This is a genomic window from Salinimicrobium tongyeongense, from assembly GCF_026109735.1.
Lineage (GTDB): Bacteria > Bacteroidota > Bacteroidia > Flavobacteriales > Flavobacteriaceae > Salinimicrobium > Salinimicrobium tongyeongense.
Genome location: NZ_CP069620.1, coordinates 3363338 through 3386570, shown reverse-complemented (window position 1 = coordinate 3386570; position 23233 = coordinate 3363338). Strand labels below are relative to the sequence as shown.

Annotated in this window: 16 protein-coding genes and 2 tRNA genes; 9 read left to right on the top strand and 9 right to left on the bottom strand. The window is 42.6% G+C overall.

Going from position 1 to position 23233, the window contains the following annotated elements:
• Positions 1 to 42: 42 nt before the first annotated feature.
• The 6 genes from JRG66_RS15040 (at position 43) to JRG66_RS15015 (ending at position 8281) form a co-directional block, all read left to right on the top strand.
• Positions 43 to 348 carry a hypothetical protein gene (locus JRG66_RS15040; protein ID WP_265163578.1) on the top strand — a complete coding sequence of 102 codons (306 nt, stop codon included), beginning with the start codon at positions 43 to 45 and terminating at the stop codon, positions 346 to 348.
• A gap of 295 nt (positions 349 to 643) precedes the next feature.
• Complete coding sequence (locus JRG66_RS15035; RefSeq protein ID WP_265163577.1) at positions 644 to 1369, top strand: polysaccharide deacetylase family protein; 726 nt, start codon at positions 644 to 646, stop codon at positions 1367 to 1369.
• A 349-nt stretch (positions 1370 to 1718) separates the two neighbouring features.
• On the top strand, positions 1719 to 3851 hold the full coding sequence (locus JRG66_RS15030; RefSeq protein ID WP_265163576.1) for a catalase: 2133 nt from the start codon (positions 1719 to 1721) through the stop codon (positions 3849 to 3851).
• A 682-nt stretch (positions 3852 to 4533) separates the two neighbouring features.
• Positions 4534 to 4728 carry a hypothetical protein gene (locus JRG66_RS15025; protein ID WP_265163575.1) on the top strand — a complete coding sequence of 65 codons (195 nt, stop codon included), beginning with the start codon at positions 4534 to 4536 and terminating at the stop codon, positions 4726 to 4728.
• A gap of 49 nt (positions 4729 to 4777) precedes the next feature.
• Positions 4778 to 5527, top strand: a complete 750-nt coding sequence (locus JRG66_RS15020; protein WP_265163574.1) for a GLPGLI family protein — start codon at positions 4778 to 4780, stop codon at positions 5525 to 5527.
• 60 nt (positions 5528 to 5587) lie between these two features.
• On the top strand, positions 5588 to 8281 hold the full coding sequence (locus tag JRG66_RS15015) for a TonB-dependent receptor (protein WP_265163573.1): 2694 nt from the start codon (positions 5588 to 5590) through the stop codon (positions 8279 to 8281).
• A 309-nt stretch (positions 8282 to 8590) separates the two neighbouring features.
• Here the strand turns inward: JRG66_RS15015 and JRG66_RS15010 are convergent, their stop codons facing one another.
• From JRG66_RS15010 to JRG66_RS15000, 3 genes are all read right to left on the bottom strand, one after another.
• On the bottom strand, positions 8591 to 9799 hold the full coding sequence (locus JRG66_RS15010; RefSeq protein ID WP_265163572.1) for a site-specific integrase: 1209 nt from the start codon (positions 9797 to 9799) through the stop codon (positions 8591 to 8593).
• A 219-nt stretch (positions 9800 to 10018) separates the two neighbouring features.
• Positions 10019 to 10093: transfer RNA gene (locus tag JRG66_RS15005), tRNA-Pro, on the bottom strand.
• Between the two features lie 227 nt (positions 10094 to 10320).
• Positions 10321 to 10405: transfer RNA gene (locus JRG66_RS15000), tRNA-Ser, on the bottom strand.
• A 308-nt stretch (positions 10406 to 10713) separates the two neighbouring features.
• Between JRG66_RS15000 and JRG66_RS14995 the strand changes: the two genes are divergently transcribed.
• The gene (locus JRG66_RS14995) at positions 10714 to 12360 is read left to right on the top strand and encodes an ABC1 kinase family protein (RefSeq protein WP_265163571.1); all 1647 of its coding nucleotides are present in this window, start codon (positions 10714 to 10716) and stop codon (positions 12358 to 12360) included.
• Positions 12361 to 12677: 317 nt separating this feature from the next.
• Positions 12678 to 13499 (top strand): glycosyltransferase family 2 protein, encoded by an 822-nt coding sequence (locus JRG66_RS14990; protein WP_265163570.1) that lies wholly within the window; start codon positions 12678 to 12680, stop codon positions 13497 to 13499.
• Positions 13500 to 13507: 8 nt separating this feature from the next.
• Here the strand turns inward: JRG66_RS14990 and JRG66_RS14985 are convergent, their stop codons facing one another.
• From JRG66_RS14985 to tsaD, 6 genes are all read right to left on the bottom strand, one after another.
• Positions 13508 to 14611, bottom strand: a complete 1104-nt coding sequence (locus JRG66_RS14985) for a THUMP-like domain-containing protein (protein ID WP_265163569.1) — start codon at positions 14609 to 14611, stop codon at positions 13508 to 13510.
• Between the two features lie 72 nt (positions 14612 to 14683).
• Positions 14684 to 15772, bottom strand: coding sequence for an AI-2E family transporter (locus JRG66_RS14980; protein WP_265163568.1), 1089 nt, complete (start codon positions 15770 to 15772; stop codon positions 14684 to 14686).
• A gap of 19 nt (positions 15773 to 15791) precedes the next feature.
• A complete protein-coding gene (locus tag JRG66_RS14975; protein ID WP_265163567.1) occupies positions 15792 to 16304 on the bottom strand; it encodes a TrmH family RNA methyltransferase in 513 nt (170 codons plus the stop codon).
• Positions 16304 to 16948, bottom strand: coding sequence for a DUF4159 domain-containing protein (locus tag JRG66_RS14970; RefSeq protein ID WP_265163566.1), 645 nt, complete (start codon positions 16946 to 16948; stop codon positions 16304 to 16306). The genes JRG66_RS14975 and JRG66_RS14970 overlap by 1 nt, the downstream gene beginning before the upstream one ends.
• 25 nt (positions 16949 to 16973) lie before the next feature.
• Positions 16974 to 17687 carry a 16S rRNA (uracil(1498)-N(3))-methyltransferase gene (locus tag JRG66_RS14965; RefSeq protein WP_265163565.1) on the bottom strand — a complete coding sequence of 238 codons (714 nt, stop codon included), beginning with the start codon at positions 17685 to 17687 and terminating at the stop codon, positions 16974 to 16976.
• A gap of 3 nt (positions 17688 to 17690) precedes the next feature.
• Positions 17691 to 18713 (bottom strand): tRNA (adenosine(37)-N6)-threonylcarbamoyltransferase complex transferase subunit TsaD, encoded by a 1023-nt coding sequence (gene tsaD / locus JRG66_RS14960; protein WP_265163564.1) that lies wholly within the window; start codon positions 18711 to 18713, stop codon positions 17691 to 17693.
• 102 nt (positions 18714 to 18815) lie between these two features.
• Here tsaD and JRG66_RS14955 point away from each other — a divergent pair, with 102 nt between their 5' ends.
• On the top strand, positions 18816 to 23219 hold the full coding sequence (locus tag JRG66_RS14955) for a translocation/assembly module TamB domain-containing protein (protein WP_265163563.1): 4404 nt from the start codon (positions 18816 to 18818) through the stop codon (positions 23217 to 23219).
• Positions 23220 to 23233 lie beyond the last annotated feature (14 nt).

The window sequence follows — 23233 nt, the reverse complement described above, 5'->3', positions numbered from 1 at the left end:
TTTCTTCAGAAAGAAGCAGCATCAACCCCGAATATAAATAATATGAATTCATTCCCTAAACTGATCCAATACCAGGAAGTTTTTTCAACCTGGGCTGGATCTAAAGTTAAAATAAACGAAGATTTTGAAACTTACTGTGACTGTGATTTTGATTTTATTGAAATCCTTCTTCTTTTTGAAAGCAGGTTTTCATTAAATCTTTTGGAAAGCACGGTTGTACGTCACGACTTTCAAACAGTCAGCAGTTTTTTGGTATGGCTATCACGGCAGCCGGGGGCTGCCGGATCATACATTCCTTTTCAAACATATGAGCCTGAAATATGGCATGTCTCCAAAATTTTGGAGTAGGAGGATATGAAAAATTCACCTCATGCTCATTAATAGAAGATTATTATAGCGAGAAATAGTAATAAGCCCGGGAAATGATCCCGGGCTTTCTATATTAGTAGTATTTTTAAAAACATTTAAGACGAGTTGAGGGTAAATTGTTACTAAGATAAAAAAGCCTAGAAATTTGTTTTTGAAAGCAATTATGGCAACCTGTGGGAAATACAAACATCATTAGAGTGAACAGATATTGCTTATCTGGCAACAGGTGCAGGCTTTATAGATTTACATTTTAAAACTCTTTTAAGTTAGGCTAATGAAGCAATTTTTTTTAATCCTGATTCTCTTTCTTAGTGTAACGGCTTCTTCACAGGAAGTAACTGATCGTTACGGCGCGCTAATTCGTTCGGATGTTAATGAAGCCAATGTTTATCTAATCTTTACAGGACATGAGCATTTTGAAGGCTTTGAACATGTACTGGGGGTACTTAAAAAGCAGGAAATACAGGCTTCCTTTTTTCTCACCGGGGATTTTATAAGACAGCACCGTGATCTGGTAAAAGAGATTGCCGCAGCAGGCCATTTTGTGGGGGCGCATTCCAACAGGCATCTTCTGTATAACGATTGGACAAAGAGGGACAGTTTACTTTATCCACCTGCTGCTGTAAAAAAAGACATCATCGATAACCTGAAAGAGCTCGAAAAAATTGACATTTATCCTGAATTTTTTATGCCACCTTACGAGTGGTACAACCAGGAAGTGGTGAAAATAGCTGCGGAAGCAGGCCAGCGCACTATAAATTTCAGCCCCGGAATACGAACCAATGCCGATTATACAAGTCCCAATATGGCCAACTATATCTCCAGCGAAGAAATTTTGAAGAACCTGTACCATTACGAACAGGAACATGGCTTAAACGGATTTCATATCCTCATTCACCCCGGAACCAGTCCGCTTAGAAAAGATAAACTCTTCCTAAGCCTCGATTCAATTATCAGTGAATTAAAAGAAAGAGGCTATCATTTCTTCAGGTTTATGTAAAGCTGCAAATGAGGTTTAAAAAGCATTATCCTTTTGTATCCCAACCGAAAAGCAGTTCTTGGTGACTTCTTTTTTCCTTAAATAACACATTTTTTTCTACTGGGTAGAGTAACAGTATCCTTCCGAAGAAACAGCTGGAAAAAATGTAGTTCCAAAATGCCATTTTTGAAAGGAAAATCCCTCTGTACTTTCTAAAATCAGATTTTGATAGACTGAATGGTGTACACACTTCCAACCTTCATTTTTTAGGGTATATTTTATGAATCTGCTCCCTTTCTTTTAACAGTCTTTTTATCAAATTGTAGATAGCTTATTTTAATTTCAGAATTAAACCTAATCAATTTAATTTATGGAAGATAGTAAGAAAGAGGCTTCAAAGAAAATTGAAGACTTAAAGAAGAACACCTCTAATCTGAAGGGGAAAACAATGACCACCAATCAGGGGTTAAAGGTAAATGACACCAACAATTCTTTAAAAGCAGGAGCACGTGGTGCATCATTATTAGAAGACTTTATTCTAAGGGAGAAAATTACCCATTTTGATCATGAGCGCATTCCCGAGAGAATTGTGCATGCCCGCGGAAGTGGCGCCCACGGTTATTTTGAGCTTTATGAGAGTCAGGAAAAATACACCAAAGCAGGCATATTTACTGACACTTCGAGAAAAACCCCTGTATTTGTAAGGTTTTCTACGGTGGCCGGTTCTAAAGGATCGGCCGATCTGGCCCGTGACGTAAGGGGTTTTGCTACTAAGTTTTACACCGATGAAGGGGTCTTTGACCTGGTAGGGAACAACATGCCCATCTTTTTTATTCAGGATGCCATGAAGTTTCCCGATTTAATCCATTCGGTAAAACCTGAACCTGACAGGGAAATTCCGCAGGCAGCTTCGGCGCATGACACTTTTTATGATTTCGTTTCCCATACTCCCGAAACCCTGCACAATCAAATCTGGTTGATGAGCGACAGGGCGATCCCGAGAAGTTTCAGGATGATGGAAGGTTTTGGGATTCACACCTTCAGGTTAATAAATGCTGAAGGAAAATCCCATTTTGTGAAGTTTCACTGGAAGCCACTACTCGGAGTTAAATCGGTGACCTGGGATGAAGCGGTGAAAATTCACGGTGCCGATTCAGATTTTCACAGGAGAGACCTTTGGGATGCCATAGAAGCTGGCCAGTACCCCGAGTGGGAATTAGGCTTTCAAATAGTTCCCGAAGAAGACGAACATAAATTTGATTTTGACCTTTTAGATCCTACAAAACTGATTCCGGAGGAAATGGTGCCGGTACAGCGCATTGGGAAAATGACACTTAACCGCAATCCAGATAACTTCTTTGCAGAAACTGAACAGGTGGCATTCCACCCGGGGCATGTAGTGCAGGGAATTGATTTTACAAACGATCCGTTGCTGCAGGGAAGGTTATTTTCTTACACCGATACCCAACTTTCAAGGCTGGGCAGCCCAAATTTTAATGAGATACCAATCAATCGTCCTGTCAACGAAATTCATAACAATCAGCGGGATGCCCACATGCGTATGACGGTGAATAAGGGTAAGACAGCTTATTTCCCCAATTCAATTGGCGGCGGTTGCCCTCACCTGGCAAAAATAGCCGAAGGTGGGTTTAGCCATTATGAGGAGCGAATTGATGCCAAAAAAGTAAGGGAACGCAGTGAGAGCTTTAATGACCATTTTTCGCAGCCTGCGTTGTTTTACCGCAGTTTAACCCAGCATGAGCAGGAGCATGTGGTACAGGCTTATTCTTTTGAACTGGGTAAATGTACATATGACCATATTAAGGAGCGAATGCTGTACATCCTGGCCCAAATTGATGAAACCCTGGCATCAAAGGTGGCCTCAAATCTGGGAATGGAGATTCCTTCGGAAATTGACCGGCCGCTAAACCAGGCTATTGGAGCCGATGCAGATGTTGAAAAACAACAGCCGGGGCCTAAGAAGGACTATCTCGATAAATCTGAAGCTTTGAGTCAGGAGTTTCTGCCTTCCGAAGGAATCGCTACGCGAAAAATAGCCGTTTTGGCAGGCGATGGCTTTAGTGAAAGCGATTACAACAAGATGAAGAAACCATTGGAAGAAGCTGGAGCCATGGTGCAGATTGTGGGCACCCACGGAGGCAGCATTACATGTGACAAGGGGGATTTCCATAAAGTTGCTCATGCGCTAATGACTACAGAAAGCGTGGTGTTTGATGCGCTTTACATTCCAGGGGGCAAAAAGAATATTGATGCCCTTATGAAACAGGCAAAAGCCAAAAAGTTCATCAATGAAACCTTGAAGCACTGCAAGGCCATCGCTTTAGATTCTGAAGCTGAAGAGCTGTTTGATGCGACTTATGGTAAAGATTTCAAAGATGATGAAGCGGTGATTATAAATGGAAAACCGCAGGAATTCATCGATGCCATTAGCAAGCATCGTAACTGGAAAAGGGAAAAAGCAGCCATGGAAATTCCTGCTTAAAGTCCTAAACATTTAAATGAAAAAGAGGCTGTCTTTTCAGACAGCCTCTTTTTAGTCGGGGTGGCAGGGTTAATTTGCCTCTCCCGTAATACCAGTAAATTCAGTACTTCTTCCTTTTTTCCTTCCTTCAGGTAACCGATTAGGTGACCTTTAGAATGATATGATTTATTAGTCTAATGTACTAAAAAAATAATTTTCTTTCCTTCAGATACGTTGAAAAGTTTGTTTTTATGTCATAACCGTAAAAAAATTACGGTTTACCGTTGTGATAAAAACATTTCCATTTATAATTTAGAGAACCTGAAAAATGCTTTTTCTTCAAAATTAATAGTTTAAGCCACAATACTCATTAGACAAAGTTCAACAAAAGCAGAATGAATAAATTTTTTATCAAAACTTTGAAAAAACAAAAAAAAAAAAAACATATACTTGCTAAAGAAGAAGATTGCATTTTTTCCAGGAAATAGAAACCCATACCCTACGCTGGTCTCTTATTCTAAACTGTACATTATTATATCAACAAAATAATCCCCTGGATGGGAGTCAATAGTTTATGCTCAATTATTAACCTTTAAATACAATGCCTATGTAGCATCTTATTAACCAACCAGAGGACCATACTGCAAAGATAGTGTGCCTCGTAGAGATAACAGAATTCATAAAACTTTTTAATTTCAAAAAAATGAAAAAATTATTATCTATTGCATTACTTACTTTTCTTTTTACCTCAAATGTGGAGGCACAGGAGACCTTAAAAAGAGCTGATGAAGCTGCTTGTACTCAAGAAGCTTGGGATTTTGGCACTCACATGGCTATTATGTATGGCGGAACGGAGTATTTCTGGACTAACTGGTATTACGAAAACAATTGCATTTAGCAAAATTTAATAATAAGAGGGTAGAAATGCCCTCTTTAAAACTACACTAATGAGAATTCCTTTAGTTATCATTTTAATGCTTTTATCCTGTATTCCATTAGCACGAGCACAAAAATTCACAGGTGAAATCTCTTACACAAAACAACTTATTCTACCCGAAAACGCCCTGAAAGAATTAAAACAAAAAAATCCCCAACAATATGAAAATTTTTTAAATAACATATCAAAAGCTAAAGATGCTACCGGGCAGATTAAATTTATGCTCATTTTTACAGAAGAGAAATCAAACTATTATGCCGAAAACTCCTTAGGAAAGGGAGATGGAATTGTTGAAAGTATCATAGAGAATACCGGCTTATACTACAATTACGCTTCTACTCCCTATAGATATCAGGAAGTAGAATTTCAGGGCAAAAAATTCCTTATCAAAAGGGAACCTCTTAACTGGAAACTCACAGGAGAAACGAAAACACTATCGGGATATTCCTGCCGAAAGGCAACGGCTACACAAGAATTCACTTCCATTCGGACTAAAAAAACAATAATTCATAATATAGAAGCCTGGTTTACAAATGAAATTCCTTTTCCTTATGGCCCGGAAGGATTTGGAGGTCTGCCAGGCTTAATTTTGGAAATGAAGTTTGCGCAGAATTATTACTACGCCACCAAAATTAAATTATCTCAAAAAAATACCAAAATTGCTACTCCTAATCTTAAAAATGTCATAAGCTTTCAGGAATACCAGGCAATCATGGAAGGCTTGGATAAAAGGTTTAGAGAATTTCAAGGCATTGATTGAATTTAAGCACCTGCCAATCCACAAGATTTTTTAGCCCGAAATTTCGAACTTTACTTTTCAATGTTGAAAAAAATTAGCCTACGCTCCTCAATATTCCTGTTCGTTCTTGTGTTGAGTACGAGCCTGTGGTCACAGCAAATTGAACTAAGAGGCGTAATAAATGACAGCCTCCAGCAGCCGTTGCCTTTTACCAACATCATCGCAACTCCTTTTGCCGATGAAGGCTCCATCACCTTTGCTATTTCCGATGAGCTGGGTCGATATAAGCTGGACCTGGTTCGGGATATTACGTATAAACTAGAAATCACGCATCTCGGATTTTCAAAAGGCATGGATACGATCACTATTTTAAAAAATACCACCCGTAACTTTACGCTCCATGAAAGTATGGAAAGTCTGGAAGAAGTGATCATTGAACAGCAGATGGCGGTAATCGTTAAAGAGGATACTATTACTTACAGAGTTGAGCAGTTCAATACTGGAGAGGAAAGAAAGCTACGTGAAGTACTTAAAAACTTGCCGGGAGTGGAAGTAGATCGCGAAGGAAATGTGAGTGTAAACGGGAAAAAAGTGACCAAATTAATGGTTGAGGGTAAAACCTTTTTTACAGGAGACACAAAATTGGGGGTAAATAACATCCCTGCCGATGCTGTTGCTGAAGTTCAAGCTCTGGACAACTACAGCGAAGTTGCCTTTTTAAAAGGATTGGAGGACAGCGACAAAATGGCGCTCAACATCAAACTGAAGGAGGGAAAAAAGAAATTTATTTTTGGCGATATTGAAGCAGGAGCCGGAATTGAGGACCGCTATTTATTCCATCCCACCTTATTCTATTACAGCCCGAAAACTGCTATTAATGTAATTGGCGATTTCAACAACATAGGAGAAAAGGCCTTTACGATGAGCGATTACATTAATTTTGAAGGAGGTTACGCGAGCCTAATGGACGGCTCCAATTCGTTCTCAAATATCTACAACAGCGACTTCGCACAATTTTTGAGTCAGAGGGATTTCATTTATAACCGCAATGAATTTGGTGCGGGTAGCCTTTCGCAGGAGATCTCTCCCAGTCTTCAGCTGGATGCCTACAGCATTGTTTCCGGCGGAAAAGTGGAGACGAGGACCACCAACGAAATCACCTATCACACTGATGCCGGACTTGACGAGTTCAGGGAAAGTACCACCAGTAATCAGGTGTTTTTCACCCTGAGCAAATTAAAACTGCGTTACCAGCCGAACGCGGAAACCGATGTATCTTATGATGCGCTCTTTAAAACTTCTTCCGGAGACGCCGCGCAGCACATCCTTTCCCAGACGCCCAAAAATGTTCATCGCACACAAATCATCCAGGAACCCAAAAGTCACGAGTTGAACCAATATCTCAACTACAACAGGCAATTTTCATATAAACACACCTCCACTTTAACGGCGAATTACCAATACCACGAGAGCGAAAATGTGAATGACTGGTTATTCGACCGCCCGGTTTTTTCAGGAATAATTCCGTTTAAAAATGACGGGGATGTTTACAATTTGTTGCAGAACACCTCCTACCAAAGCCACAATGCAAGAGTGGACCTGAAGCATTACTGGGTCCTGAACAACCTGAACCACCTCTACCCCATAGCCGGTGTGAATTACCTGGATCAGCAATACGGTACTTTAGATTACCAGGAGCTGGATAATGGCAGCATCAATCATTTCAAGGAGAGCGGATTCAATAATGGCCTTGATTTCCGGCTCCTGGATACCTATGCCGGACTCGAATTTAAAATGAAGCGTGGTGACTTGATCCTAAAGCCGGCGCTTACCTATCACCTGTTCGACTGGCAGGTACGACAATTTGAGGAGGAGATCGTCAACAAAAGCAAAGGTGCGCTGCTGCCGGCACTTATGGCGAAATATGAGATCAATTCATCAGAAAATTTGACGTTTAAGTACAACCTCAGATCAAATTTTACTGATGCCACCCGATATGCAAATCGATTACGGCTCATAAACTTTAACCAACTTTTCCGTGGAAATGAAGAGCTGGAAAATGAGCTTGCTCACTCCCTCTCTCTCCGCTACTATAAATTCAATATGTACCGCGGACTTTTTGTCAACGGAAATCTGAATTACACCCGCAGGTTGAATTCAATAAGAAATACCAGTATAATAGAAGGCATTGACCAGATTAATACCCTTATCTTCACCGATATGCCAGAAAACTCCTATTCTGGAAACGCTTCTATTGCCAAACAAATCAAGAAACTGAAATTCACCCTGAGCGGCAACGCTATCCTCGCAGATTATTCCCGGATCATCAACAATGAAATCATTGACTACAATACCCGGAATTACAGCTATGCGGTAAAAGGGGAGACAAGATTTAGAAAGCTGCCCAATTTGGAGCTGGGTTACAGTCAGGATTTTAACAACTTTAAATCAGATAATTTCAGCAATCATTTTACTCAGATCAGCCCTTATGCAAATCTGGATTACGACTTCCTAAATGATTTTATTTTAAAGGCAGATTATTCCTATAACTACTATGAAAATGAAGGTAACAACCAGGTGAATAGGTTTCAGATAGGCAATGCCTCCTTGTTCTATAACAAAGAAGACAATCCCTGGAGTTTTGAAATAGATGTGAAGAATATCTTTAATGTACATTACAGGAACTCCAACACCTTTAATGAATTTTTAATTACTGACCAGCGGATTTATATTCAGCCAAGGACATTTTTATTTAAGGCTGCTTATAAAATATGATTCTCTTTTGCAGATATTAAAGATTATGGGGGAGAAAGCAAGACGGCAACACGCGGAGCGATGTTGCAAGGCTCTTCCCCCTTTGTTTTCGGTAGTTCATTAAAATGTACAAACAGATCTTAATGCCAATTTTCGTCAAATGTTCTGTGAACCCTTTAAAAGGGCCTATTTTTTAGTAAAAAAGATTTGCAGGGATTCATTTTTGCCTCACAACATAGTATTAGTTCGGTAGATTTGAGCTTGCAGCGCTTCGCTCGCTTTTTCTTTTTCAACAGCAAATAATTTCTTTTTTTTTAGCCCGAAGGGTTTTTAAGAAAGTTTGGACTGCAGAAGGTCCATGTCCTCTCCTATCTTCTGATCAATCACACGTGCATAAATTTGTGTTGTAGATAATTTGGAGTGGCCCAGGAGCTTGGAAACGGTTTCTATAGGTACGCCATTAGAAAGTGTAATGGTGGTTGCAAAAGTGTGCCTGGCTACGTGGAAACTTAATTTTTTCGGGATCTTGCATTGACTGGCAATTTCTTTTAAATAATTATTCGTTTTCTGATTGCTGTAAACCGGAAGAAGAAACTCTGATACCGGATCCTGATATTTCTGTAAAATTTCCCGGGCTTTTTCTAGTAAGGGAATTTTCATTGGAGTTTGGCTCTTTTCTCGTCTGCAGTAGATCCAGTCTTTTCCATTAACTCCCTGGATCAGATTATCAATAGTGAGATTTTTTACGTCTATGTAGGATAAGCCGGTATAGCAGGCAAAAAGAAAAATACTTTTTGTTGTCTCCAGGGTATCGCGTGTGAATCGTGTCTCCTCAATAAATTTTAGTTCTCTTTGATTAAGATAAGCACGATCAAATTTTTCAAACTTCATTTTGTAATCCCGGAAAGGATCCTTTTCAAGCCACCCTAGTTTGATAGAAAGATTGGTCAGCTTTTTAAATCGTTCCAGGTGCTTCATTATTCCATTGTTGCTTAGCTGTTTTCGACCGTTTTTATCCTTTTGCCTCCGAAGGAATTTATCGAAACCTGTAACAAATTGATAAGAGATGTTTTTCAGATAGATATCGGTAGTCTTATGCTCTTTCAACAGATATTCAATTAGATACTTTTCAGTGGCTCCGTAATTTTTTAAGGTTCCATGTTTAAGAATATCACCCATGGTTGTTTTATGGTGTTCAATGACATCTTTAAGGGACTTGTAGGTAGCATCAGAACCAAGAAACCTCGATTTGATCGCCTGGGCTGTAATAACCTTATCTTCTTTTATCAGATCTTCATAACACTGGAGTAATTTGGAATACTTAGCATCTAAATAGTTGTTTAAGACTGTAGCTTCAGAACTTCTTCCTTTTACCCGGTGAGCTCGTTCATCCCAGGCTTCAATATTGCATTCCCTGGCCAAACTAATTTCAGCTCTTTTACCATTTACGGTTACCCGAGCATAGATAGGTAACCGATTATTTTTACTCTTGGCCTTATTCAGCCAAAAAAGAATACGAAAAGTGGGTTTTGATTTCATGAACTGCATTTTAGGTAACCGATTTTACATTTTTAAAAAATCAAATCGCTCTAAAGCCCCTAAACTACAGGAAGGTAAGAAAAAATAAGTAACCGATTAGGTAACCGAATAGGCCTCATTTTGGCCAATATCAAACAAAAAAAAATGATCTTCAGTTTTATTAAAGTACTGAAAATCATTTAATTAGGTATTATTTAATGTTGTTTGACACAACAAAAGTCGGGGTGGCAGGATTCGAACCTGCGGCCTCCTGCTCCCAAAGCAGGCGCGATAACCGGGCTACGCTACACCCCGAATTAACAGCTAAAGCTGTTATTCAAAATTCAATATTTAAAATTCCAAGTATCCTCCAAAACAGGCGCGATAACCGGGCGGAGTTCATCCTGAGCAAATTTACCAAAGAAATTTGACGACGGACTACATTCCGAATATCAGCTGACGCTGATAAATTTCATTAAACTAAAAATCAAGTTTCAATTTAAAAACCTTGAATCTTGAACTTTAAATTTTGAATCTCTTAGCGGAGAGTGTGAGATTCGAACTCACGCGACAATTGCTCGTCGACAGTTTAGCAAACTGCTCCATTAACCACTCTGGCAACTCTCCTTTGTAAATGAACTTGCAAATATTTTGCGGTTGCAAATGTATGTTTTCAGATACTTTTGTGCAAACCTTTTTTAGCTTTTTTGCTCCCTGAAATCGGTAAAATTTATAATTGATTTTCTGTCAGTAGGTTGTGAACCATAAAAATCTTCTTCTTCATGATATTTTAAATCATTCCCTCAATCTTTTCAGCTGTTGAAAGGTTTCACAGTTAAAATATTTTAAAAAGGGTTCTTGAGCGGAATTTAATATCCTATTTTTAAACAGAACTAAGCAAATTGATCATATTTTGCTGAAATTAATTCGCTTTTATGTCTATTCTCCCCGATAATCTCGAGCGTTACCAGAAGTTTCTGGGCTTTATGCTGAAGTACTGGAACAGCGATCTCTTAAATGAAACCGCCTCAAATGCAATGGAAGAAGAAACGGCACGCACTTTCAAAGACTACGAACAATCTCCCGAAGAACTGGTTGAAGATCTTAAGCAAATGGGACCAACGTATGTCAAACTGGGCCAGTTGCTGTCTACCCGACCTGACCTTTTGCCCGACAGGTATCTGGAGGCTCTTGCTTCCCTGCAGGATGATCTTTCCACCATTTCTTTTGAAGAGGTAAGGGAGATCGTAGAAGGGGAGTTGGGAAATAAAATATCCAAAGCTTTCAATTTTTTCGAGGAAGAACCGCTTGCCAGTGCCTCCATAGGGCAGGTACACCGTGCCGAACTCAGGTCGGGCAAAACAGTTGCTGTGAAAGTGCAAAGGCCGGGAATCAGGCAGAAGTTCATGGAAGACCTCAATACGCTTGAAGAAATGTCGGCCCTGGCTGTAAAACATACCGAAGTCGGTAAAAAGTACGGCTTCAGTGATGTTCTGGGAGAGCTAAGGCGCATCATGCTTCATGAGCTCGATTATTTAAGGGAAGCCAACAATCTGGTCACCCTTGGCATAAACCTTAAAGAGTACCGTAGGTTAATAGTGCCTCAGCCTATTCCCGATTACACCACCTCTCGTGTGCTCACCATGGAGTACGTGAAAGGGAAGAAGGTCACCAGCATTTCTCCCCTTAAAAAAACGGAAAATGATTATACGGCCCTGGTCGATGATTTTATTGAAGCTTACCTAAAGCAAATAGTCTCCGATGGCTTTGTGCATGCAGATCCTCACCCGGGCAATGTTCATCTCCTGGAAAATGACAAAATCGCCCTCATAGACCTCGGGATGGTCGCCCAGTTCTCCAAAAAGATGAAAGATTACCTGCTTCGGTTGCTGCTGGGCCTTAGCAAGAATGACGGGGAAGAGATTGCTGATATTCTGCTTAACATGAGCCAAATCACCGAACAGGCTACCGAGAAAGAATTCAGGCGGCAAATAAGCATCATGGTGCAGGAAAGTAGCAACAGCACCGCACAGGATATGCAAACCGGGAAATTGTTGATCCAGATGAACCGCAGTGCCGCCATGAACGGTATCCACCTTCCGGTAGAGGTGAATATCCTCGGAAAAATCTTGCTAAATATGGATCAGATTATCGCATTTCTGGCCCCCGAGTACGACCTGAGGGAAGCAGTGAGGCGGTACATGAACAAGCTGCTTCAGAATAAAATGCTGAATGAACTAAAGCCTGAAGAGGTCTTCTCACTTTTGCTCGATTCCAAAAAACTGGTAGAAAACCTGCCCGACAGGTTTGATAAAATCACAGAAAACCTGGCCAAAAATGAATTCCGGCTCAAAATAGATGCGATTGATGAAAAACGCCTGACCGATGGCTTCCAAAAAGTGGCAAACAGGATCACCCTCGGCCTCATCATAGCCTCCATGATTGTGGGGGCAGCAATGCTAATGCAGGTTCCGTCGTCTTTTATGATTTTTGGGTATCCGGGTTTTGCCATCCTGTTCTTCCTGCTGGCAGCAGTGGTGGGCATATATCTGAGCTATACCATTCTCTTTAAAGATGAGTGATAGAAGATGATAATTGCTTTATGACTTAACTTCAGCTGTTGTACGATTTTTACTGAAGCTGTTTCCGCAGTATTTAATGCTGAAATAAAGATAAAACCGGAGGTTTTTGCCCCGAACTTTTCGTTTTGAGATATTTTACGGCAGGAGCCGAAGGAAAATCACTTCTTAAAAATGGGATTTTTGGAGGCTTGTTCGGCCCTTCAGGCTCTTTCCGGGAAGCTTGTTTTCAATGCAGAAAAACTCGTTTCTTTTGCTATTTTTGCCCACCTTGTAAAATTAAGCCCCAAAGTTTATTAAATTTATAACAAACTCATTTTTTGACCCATCCGCCTTTATACCAGTCCAGATTTGATGCGCTTCAGTGTTGTGTGCTCATTCCTACCTACAATAATCACAAGACCCTGCAACGGGTGATAGATGATGTGCACACCTACACCAGGAATATCATCGTGATCAATGACGGCTCTACCGATGGTACCGCTAAAATCCTAAAAAATTTCCCATTCCTCAAAGTGGTTCATATTCCGGTGAACAAAGGCAAGGGCAATGCGCTTAAAGAAGGCTTTAAGGAAGCTGCCCGCCTGGGGTACGAGTATGCTGTTTCAATGGATTCCGATGGGCAGCATTTTCCCGATGATCTCCAGGTTTTTCTCAATGCCCTTGAAAAACGCCTTCCTGAAGATCCTGAGCTGCTGGTCATTGGTGCCCGTAAGATGGACGATCCTTCTGTTCCCGATAAAAGCAGTATTGGCAACAGGTTTTCCAGTTTTTGGTATTGGGTAGAAACAGGGGTGAAGTTGCAGGATACCCAGTGCGGTTACAGGCTTTACCCGTTGAAGCAGGTAAATTCACTGAACCTTTTCACTTCCCGTTTTGAACTTGAAATTGAGGTTATTGTGAAAGCTGCATGGACAGGCGTCAGGGTGATCAACCTTCCCGTAAAAGTGCTCTATGACCCCAATGAGCGCGTGACCCATTTTAGGCCATGGCAGGACGTGGCACGAATAACCCTGCTGAATATTGGTTTCGTATTCATGAAGCTTTTTTATATTGCCCCGCGCAACTTTCTGCGGAAGTTAAAATCTGGTAAATCAAAGGAATCCAAAAAGACAGTTTCTAACAAGCTGCCGCTGGAATAACCGAATGTTCAGCTTTTTTGACACAGCAGCACCACTTTTTCTTCGTTTTGCAGGGTGGTGAAAAACAGGTAGGATTCCCCGCCTTCTTTGATTTTTAAAATTTTCCGAAGCTCTGCCACACTTTCAGGGAAATTACGGGTGGTGATGTTCGCTTTTTTAAGCTGAAGGTCCTTTTTCAGCTGTTTTTTCCTGAAAGGCAATATTTGCAGGACCTTGAACCTCCTTCCGGGGAAATTTACAGGGGCATCACTGGTGTAAAGCTGGCTATTGGGATGAAGTTTTTCCAGGCCAAGTTCATTCCCAAGCCTCCCAAAAAGGCCACTTTTCATGATTGCCGCGTTGGGTTCAAAAAGGAAGTTTTTCGGTTCGCTGTAATTTTCAGGGGGATTACCCCCAAAAATGCCGTTAAAGACCTGTTTTTCCTTCTTCTGAAAATTTACAGTTTTGATCTCAATTCCTTCCGAAGCATTTTTATTTAGAACCCAGAGCAGCTCTTTTACATCATTATCTACCGCGACCACGTGTATTTCCCGAACATTTTCCAGTTCGTTGAGCCCTGCCTGCAAATCGAGCAGGGGAGAGGTCTTGATGAGGATATTTTCGGCTTTTTCCTGCAAAATATCGAGGTTTTCGGGCACGTTGGGCAAACAATCGGATAGAAAAAAAACTCTTCCGCCGGCCTCATCCCTTCGGGAAGGATCAATGTAGACCCAGTCGAATCTTTCCGATGTATTTTTTAGAAAATTCAGCGCGTCACAGGCTTCAGAAATGACATTTTTGGCACCTAAGACTTCAAAATTATGTTCCGCAATTTCCTGAAGTTCAGGATTAAGTTCCAAATGCTGCACTTTTTCAATTTTTTCTGAAAAATAGTAGCTGTCTATCCCAAACCCGCCGGTAAGATCGGCCAGACTCGCTCCTGCCACCAGCGAAGCTTTATATTTGGCGGTAACTTCAGAAGAGGTCTGCTCTAAATTGAGGTTTGGCGGGTAAATGATGCCTCGTGTACCAAACCACAGCGGTAATTTTTTTTCTGCTTTTTTCTTGCCCGACAGCTGCACTAAAAGTTCCTGCGTGGAAATGCCTTCAAAAGGGCTGCCCCGAAATGCCATTTTTGACACTTCAGTCTTGTATTGTTCTTCGAGAAACTCCTGAACTTCGCTATTTAAAAGCGCCCGATTCAATTAGAGATCCCGCGTTAATCGTTTTACGATCTTGTATTCGCTTAGAGATTCTTTGGCAATTACCTTGATCGCGGTGTAAAATGGAACCGCGACCACCATTCCAAGAATCCCGGAAGTAAGTCCTGCAATGAGGATCACCAGGAAGATCTCGAGCGGATGGGAACGCACGCTGGCTCCAAAGATTAGCGGCTGATTGATGAAATTATCGATCAGCTGGCAAACCAGGTAACCCGCCATTACGTACATGAGCTGTGGCAGAATGATGGTTTGGAAATCGGCCCCCAGGTTGCTTGAAATCACGAATAGTGAAACTAAGATTCCGGCAATGATGGGCCCCAGGTAGGGAACGATATTCAGAAATGCACATATAAATGCAATCGCAATGGGGTTGTTGATCTCGAACAGGGACAGCAGAATGCTGTACAAAATGAACAGCACTGTGATTTGCATGGTAAGCCCAACGAAATAGCGTGATAGCAAAACTTTGATCTTGTTGAAAACCCTCTGAAACTTGTCTTCGTGCCCCCGGTTTGCAAATACCAGGATGCTGTTGAGCATGAGACGGCTGTCCTTCAGAAAAAAGAAGGAGATAAAAATGATGGAAAATACAGCAATGATGCCGGCTCCCAAAATTCCGAAGAAACTATTGAGGTAGCGCGGAATGGTGGTGAGGTCAAAGTTCCTGACAAATTCGGTTTGTTTGATTCCTTCAATAATATTGATCTCGTCAACCCCCAGATAGTTGTTGATCTGGTTGTTAAGCTCATTGAGGTCACGGGTAAAGGCATCCATGTCTATTTGCCCCAGGTTCTTGCTCTGTTCTACCACGATTGGAATAAAAATGGTGATCAAACCAATAAAACTCGACAGCACCAGCAGTAAAACGATCACCACGGCGACCTTGTTGGGCAGTTTGAGATGGTTTTTAAGGAACAGCACAACAGGGCGTCCCACCAGCGAGATCACGCCTGCAATGGCAATGTACACCAGCACCGATTGTATGAGGTACAGGAAATAAAGAAGAAAAGCCACTCCCAGGATAATGGCAATGGCACGAAGTATACCGTAGGAAAGCTCTTTTTCGTTCACGTGGTAAATATATTATTTCTCAAGGAACTGGCTGCAGCCTTTTTGTGATTTCAAAAAGCGCAATGGCCGCGGCATGGGTGACATTCATGCTGCTGTTCTCGCCAAACATGTTAATATGCAGCAGGTTATCGGCCAATTCGAGGAGTTCCTTTTTTATTCCGAGGCGTTCATTTCCCAGCACCAGGGCAATTTTATCTTCGGCCCTAAAATGGCATTTTTCAATAGGGATGCTTTCTGAAGCCACTTCTATAGCCACGATTTTATAGCCTGCTGCCTTTAACTCCCTGCAGGCTGCTTCGGAATTTTCGCGTTCTTCAAAAGTGACGTTTTTGATAGTGGCTCTTGCCGTTCTTTTTAACCGGTTGCTTTGCAGGTCTGCTGAAGATTCACAAATTAGCATTTTTTCAATCCCAAAGGCATCGCCCAGCCTGAAAAAACTCCCAATGTTCGCCGGACTCGTTATGGCGTCTAAAACCAGCACAATCGGGAATTGTTTTTTCTGAAAAGGGGTGGTGTGGTGGGTGGCCTGCATTAATTTGAAAAAGCAAATTTAACAATATTGGCGCCCATTTGAAGTGCTTTAAGCCGTACTTCTTGCGCATCGTTGTGCACCTGTTGATCTTCCCAGCCATCGCCCAGGTCACTTTCAAAGGTAAAAATGCACAGGAGCCGGTCGTTTTCAAAAATTCCGAAGGCCTGTGGGCGCAATCCGTCGTGTTCGTGAATCTTGGGCAAACCGTTGGGGAAGTTAAAAGCAGAAGAAAATATGGGGTGTGAAGCCGGGAGTTCTTCCAGTTCTTTGTCGGGAAATACCTTTTTGAGCTCCCGGCGAATAAATTCGTTCATGCCGTAGTTGTCGTCAATATGCAGAAAACCACCACCTAAAAGGTAATCCCGAAGGTTTTGGGCATCTTCCGGAGTAAAATACACATTGCCATGCCCGGTCATGTGTACAAACGGATACTGAAAAATATCTGTACTGCCGGGTTCTACGGGCTGTGGCGAAAGATCAATGGAAGTATTGATATGCTGGTTACAAAATTCAATGAGATTGGGAAGCGCTGTGGGATTGCCGTACCAGTCGCCCCCGCCGCCATATTTTAACACTGCCACCTGTTGCGCCTGCAGCACATGGGCGGTGGTAAAAATCAGGAAAAATACCAGCAGTTTCTTCATGTTTCTAAAATAGCAAAAAAGAGCTTTATTCTTCTTCGTTGATCAAAGCCGCGGTATGGCAGGCAACCACTGCGGCAGTTTCGGTCCTCAGCCTGCTGTTGCCAAGGCTTACAGGCTGCCACCCGGCTTTTAAGGCGAGAGATATCTCTTCTTCTGAAAAATCTCCTTCGGGCCCTATAAGAACTGTGGCCGAAATGCCCTTTTTGAGACATTTAGATAGTAACTTCCTGGGTTGGGAGTCTTCGCAATGCGCTATGAACTTCGCGCCTGAATGTGCTTTCTCCAAAAACTCTTTAAGCCCCACAGGTTCGTGCAACACGGGAAACCTGGTGTGTAATGACTGTTTTAAGGCGCTCTGCATCACCCTTTGAAAACGTTCATGCTTTACCACCTTTCGCTCGCTGTGGTCGCAAATGACCGGGGTGATCTCCTGAATACCAATTTCTGTTGCTTTTTCCAGGAACCACTCGTACCTGTCGTTCATCTTGGTAGGGGCAACGGCCAGGTGCAAATGATAAGAAGGCGGGGCTTCTTTCTCGCTTTTTAAGATCCTGGCAGAGCAGTTATTGGGTTCGGCGAGGCTTACTTCGGTTTCAAAGATCCAGCCTTTCCCGTTGGTGAGGTGCAGCCGGTCACCCTCGCGCTTGCGCAGCACCTTTACAATATGTTTGCTTTCTTCCCTGGAAAAATGTACTTCTTTATCGTTTTCAGATACTTCAGGATGAAAAAATAGCTGCATGGTTTACATTTTAATTCTTGCCTTGGCAGTTACGCCCATGTTTGCAAAGTCTTCAGAAATAAATTTATAATGCCCCGCAATGGCGATCATCGCTGCGTTATCTGTGGTGTATTCAAACTTCGGAATATAGGTCTTCCAGCCGTATTTTGCCTGGGCCTCGTGCAGGGTTTTTCTTATACCGCTGTTGGCCGATACGCCGCCGGCAATGGCAATTTCCTTGATCCCGGTTTGTTTTACCGCTTTTTTGAGCTTGTCCATCAGGATCCCGATGATGGTATGCTGAATGGACGCACAAATATCTTCCAGGTTTTCTTCAATGAACTTCGGATTTTCTTTCAGCTGTTTCTGAATAAAATACAGAATGGATGTTTTTAATCCGCTGAAGCTGAAGTTTAACCCATCAACTTTAGGTTTGGGAAAGGGGAAAGCCTTTGGGTTACCCGCTTGTGCCTTTTTGTCTACCAGTGGCCCGCCGGGATAGGGCAGGCCCAGGATCTTAGCACTTTTATCAAAAGCCTCTCCCACGGCATCGTCTAAAGTTTCGCCAATTACTTCCATTTTAAAGTAATCGCTCACTTTTACGATTTGCGTATGGCCACCGCTAATGGTCAGCGCGAGAAATGGGAAATTTGGCTTCTGGTAATTTTCCTCATCAATAAAGTGGGCAAGGATGTGCGCCTGCATGTGGTTTACGTCAAGAAGCGGAATGCCCAGCCCCAGCGACAGCGATTTTGCAAAAGAAGTGCCCACCAGGAGGGAGCCCATCAAGCCGGGACCACGGGTAAAGGCAACAGCCGAAAGTTCTTCTTTGCTCACCCCGGCGCGCGAAAGCGCTTCATGAATTACCGGTACAATATTTTGCTGGTGGGCCCGTGAAGCAAGTTCGGGCACCACGCCTCCGTATTTTTGATGAACTTCCTGGGTTGCCACAACATTCGAAAGTATTTTTCCGTTGTGCAATACGGCCGAAGCCGTGTCGTCACAGGAAGATTCAATGCCGAGTATGTAAATATTTTGTGTTGTCATCCTTAGCTTTTAGGCCCGAAAATTGTTAATATTGCTCGCAAAGTTATAACTAAAATATCTATCAGAAAATTCTGGAAAATACTGGGTAAAACGCTGCTCGCGTTGCTGCTGCTTTTCATCATTTTGTTGATCGTATTTTCTATTCCCTCGGTACAGACTTTTGTTGCCCGAAAGCTAACAGATTCTTTGAGGGAATCAAAGAATGTTGATATTAGTGTTGGCCGGATTGGGCTTACCTACAGCGGGAAACTAAAATTGCAGGATGTGCTTATTCTGGACCATCACCAGGACACGCTTATTTATGCTGAAAAAATAAGAACTGCGGCAACCAGCCTTAAGAGTATTTACAACAACAATCCTGTTTTTGGAGCTACCATGGCCACGGGACTTAGCATGGACATGAAGGTGTATGAAGGGGAAGAGCGCGATAACCTGAATGTTTTCCTGAAAAAGCTTAAAAGCCAGAAAAAGAAGGAAAGCTCTTCCTTTGTGCTGGCAGTTAACCGGCTGGAAGTTGTTGACGGCGGATTTAGTTATATAAACGAGAACCTCAATTACCCGGAAGTGGTCAAACTGGATGAGCTTAATATTTTGGCAAGTGATCTCCTGGTAGAAAATTCAGATGTATATGTAGATATTGAAAGGCTTTCGGGATTCGAAAACAGGGGCTTCCGTATTAATGACCTTAGCACAGATTTCAGTTATACTTCCGAAGAAATGGCTTTGGAGGCACTAAAGATAGAAACCCCATACTCGCAGGTAGATTCCGATATTCGTTTTGATATCACCAATGGTTTTGCCGGTTTCATAAACAAGGTGCCGGTAAATGCGGTTTTCAGGCCATCTACGGTGTCTACAAACGATTTGCAGCCCTTCTATGATAAATTCGGAAGTGATGAAGAGATACATTTCTCTACCGTACTTGAAGGAACTTTAAACGATTTTAAGCTTTCAGATCTTGAAATGACGGGGCTGGACAGGACCAGGCTCGAAGGGGATCTGGAAATCAGGAATCCATTGTCGGCAAAAGAGAACGAGTTTTCTCTGGATGGGGCCCTTACCAACCTTTCAACGAATTACTACGATCTAATTCACCTTTTACCCGGGTTGCTGCAGGGAAAACTGCCTGAAGAACTCAGGGAGCTTGGCAACGTGCAGCTGGAGGGGGAGATCTTTGTTTCTGAAAATTCCCTGATCACCCAAGCCACCTTGTTTTCCCAACTGGGTACGGCACTTGTAGACCTTGAAATGAACGGCTTTAAGGAGCCGGGCTTAACTGCTTATGAAGGTCAGCTCATCGCAAAAAGCTTTGACGTGGGGCGACTGGCCAACGTCAAAGACCTGGGAACGACCTCTTTTAATGTCACTTTTGACGGGCGGGGTTTTACTACCAAAACACTTAACACACAGGTACAGGGAAGTATTTCCCGCCTGGTCTTTAAAAATTACGCCTACAATGACCTCAAGTTGCGGGGTACTTTAAAAGCTCCGCTGTTCAACGGGAACCTGATCTCACGAGACCCGAACCTTCAAATGGAATTCAACGGACTCGCAGATTTTTCGGCTGCGACAAATATCTATGATTTTGAGGCTTCTGTTGCCCATGCCAATCTTTCGGCCATGAATTTGGTGCAGCGGGACAGTATTTCGGTCTTTCAGGGAGATGTGATCATGAACATGGAGGGCACCAACCTCAATAATTTTGAAGGGGAAATTTATCTTCTGAATACTTCCTACCAAAATGAGAACGATACCTACATGTTCAGGGATCTTAATATCACTTCCAGTTTTAACGGGCCCGTGCGGACAATTGAGATCCATTCGCCCGATGTTATAAACGGAACCATAGAAGGGGTTTTTGATGTGACTGAAGTACCGGCGATGGTAGAGAACGCCGTGGGGAGCCTTTATACCAATTACCGCCCCAATAAGATCACCACAAATCAATACCTCAATTTCGATTTTGATATCTACAACAAGATCGTGGAGGTGTTTTATCCCGAAATTACGCTGGCACCCAACACTTTCATCCGCGGAAGTGTGGAATCTGATGAATCTGATTTCCGCCTGGCTTTTCGCTCTCCAAAAATTGAAGCCTTTAATAATCTTTTTGACCAGGTAAATGTGCAGGTTGACAACTCAAACCCGCTTTTTAATACTTTCATTGAGATTGACAGCGTGGCCACCGGTTTTTACAACATCAAAGATTTTAACCTCATTAACGTTACCCTGAACGACACACTTTATATGCGTTCAGAATTTAAAGGCGGGCCCAGGAGCAATGACCAGTTCAATATAAACCTGTACCACACCATTAATGAGAACAATAATTCGGTGGTTGGGCTGCAACGTTCTGATGTTAAATTCAAGGAAAGTGTATGGCACCTCAATGAAGAGGGGAACAGCTCTAACCGGGTGATTTTTTCCGAAGGTTTAAAAAATATCAGGATCGATTCCCTGGTGCTTAGCCATGAAAATGAGGAAATAAGGCTCTCGGGGCAAATGCGCGATTCTACATACAAGGATTTTCAACTCGAATTTGACCAGGTTGACCTTTATAAAATTACCCCGGAAATAAATAATCTCGAAATGGGAGGAATTGTTAATGGTTCTTTAAGCGTGCTGCAGCAGGATGGCGCTTACTACCCAAACACTTCCCTTACCATTGAAGACCTTACCATTAACAATCAAATGCTGGGCGTGCTCAATCTTGATGTGATGGGGAACAGAGACCTGAGCTTCTATAACGTCAACTCCACCCTGCGCAATGAGGGGCTGGAATCTTTATCGGCGATTGGGGAGATAGTCGTGGAGGGAGATTATCCCGAGATCGACCTGGAGGTAGATCTAAAGAACTTCGATTTATCGGCTTTTAGTCCGCTGGGGAAGGATGTGATCAGCAATATTAGGGGTTTGGTATCGGGGGATGCCGATGTAACCGGAAATTACAAAAACCCCGATATTGAGGGCAGGTTGTTTCTGAACAATGCAGGCTTATCCATACCTTACCTGGAGGTAGATTATGCTTTTGAGGAAGGTGCCGTGGTCAACCTGAGCGAGCAGCAATTCAATTTTGATGAAATAAACATTACTGATACCCGCTACAATACTACCGGCGTGCTAGACGGTAGCATTTCTCATCAGAATTTTAGCAGCTGGGTGCTGGGGCTTAATATTTCTACAGACCGGCTTCTGGTGCTCGATACCGAATACGATGAGGAAGCGCTTTATTACGGAACCGGATTTATTGGCGGAAATGCATCTATTTACGGCCCAACTTCAGAACTTGTCATTGATGTGATAGGCGCAACCCGGCGGGGAACAGTGTTCAAGATCCCAATTAGCGATTCAGAAAGCATTGGCGACAATTCTTTTATTCATTTTTTAAGCCCCGAAGAAAAAGCGGCACGCCTGGCAGGAGAGGAGCTGGAGTTTGAGGAAGTGAAAGGGCTGGAGCTCAATTTTGATCTCGATGTTACCAATGATGCGCTTGTAGAACTTGATATAGACGGAAGCATTTTGCGCGGGAGAGGTGCCGGAACCCTCTTGATCGAGATCAATACCCTCGGAAAATTCAATATGTGGGGTGACTTTATTGCGAATACGGGAGAATATATCTTTAATTACGGTGCACTTCAGAAAAGGTTCCAGGTGCGGCCGGGGGGAAGTATCAACTGGAATGGGAACCCCGCCCTGGCCGACCTCAATATTAGTGCGGTTTATGAAGCCCATGCCAATCCAGCCATTGTTCTTGATAACCCGGGGATTAGCCGAAGGATTCCCGTAGATGTGGTGATCAACCTTGAAGGGGAACTTTTGCAGCCAGATATCTCTTTTGACCTCGAATACCCGAATGTGGCTTCGGCAGTGCGTTCTGAGCTGGAATACAAGATTGAGACCAGTACAAATACCGAAATCCAGGCGTTTTCCTTAATTACACTGGGGCAGTTTTATACTGAAAATGTTTTGGCCGGAAGCCCCGGAAGCCTCTGGGCAGGAAACCTTTTTGAAAGTGCTTCGGGTTTCTTCAATAATCTGCTTTCAGATGAATCGGGCACTTTTCAGGTGGGGCTTAACTATGAACAGGGGGTGCGTACCCCTGAACAATCGATGGCCGACAGGTTTGGGGTAACCCTTTCTACCCAAATTAGTGAAAGGGTGCTTATCAACGGGCAGGTTGGGGTGCCGGTAGGCGGTGTTACAGAGACGGTAATTGTTGGGAACCTGGAAATAGAATTCCTGCTGAATGAAGAAGGCAACCTGCGGGCAAAGATCTTTAACCGCGAGAACAACATCCAGTACCTGGGAGAAGAACTGGGCTTTACGCAGGGCGTGGGGCTGTCTTACCAGGTAGATTTTGATACTTTTAAAGAATTGCTTCGGAAAATCGTAGATACGCAATTATCAACTTCGGGACTAAAAGAAGAAGAGGTGGAAGGACCGGTAGAAGAAAAGAAAAGTCTGGCGCCAGATTATATCAAATTCCCGGGAGCCGATGAATTCTAACTAAATACAGAGGC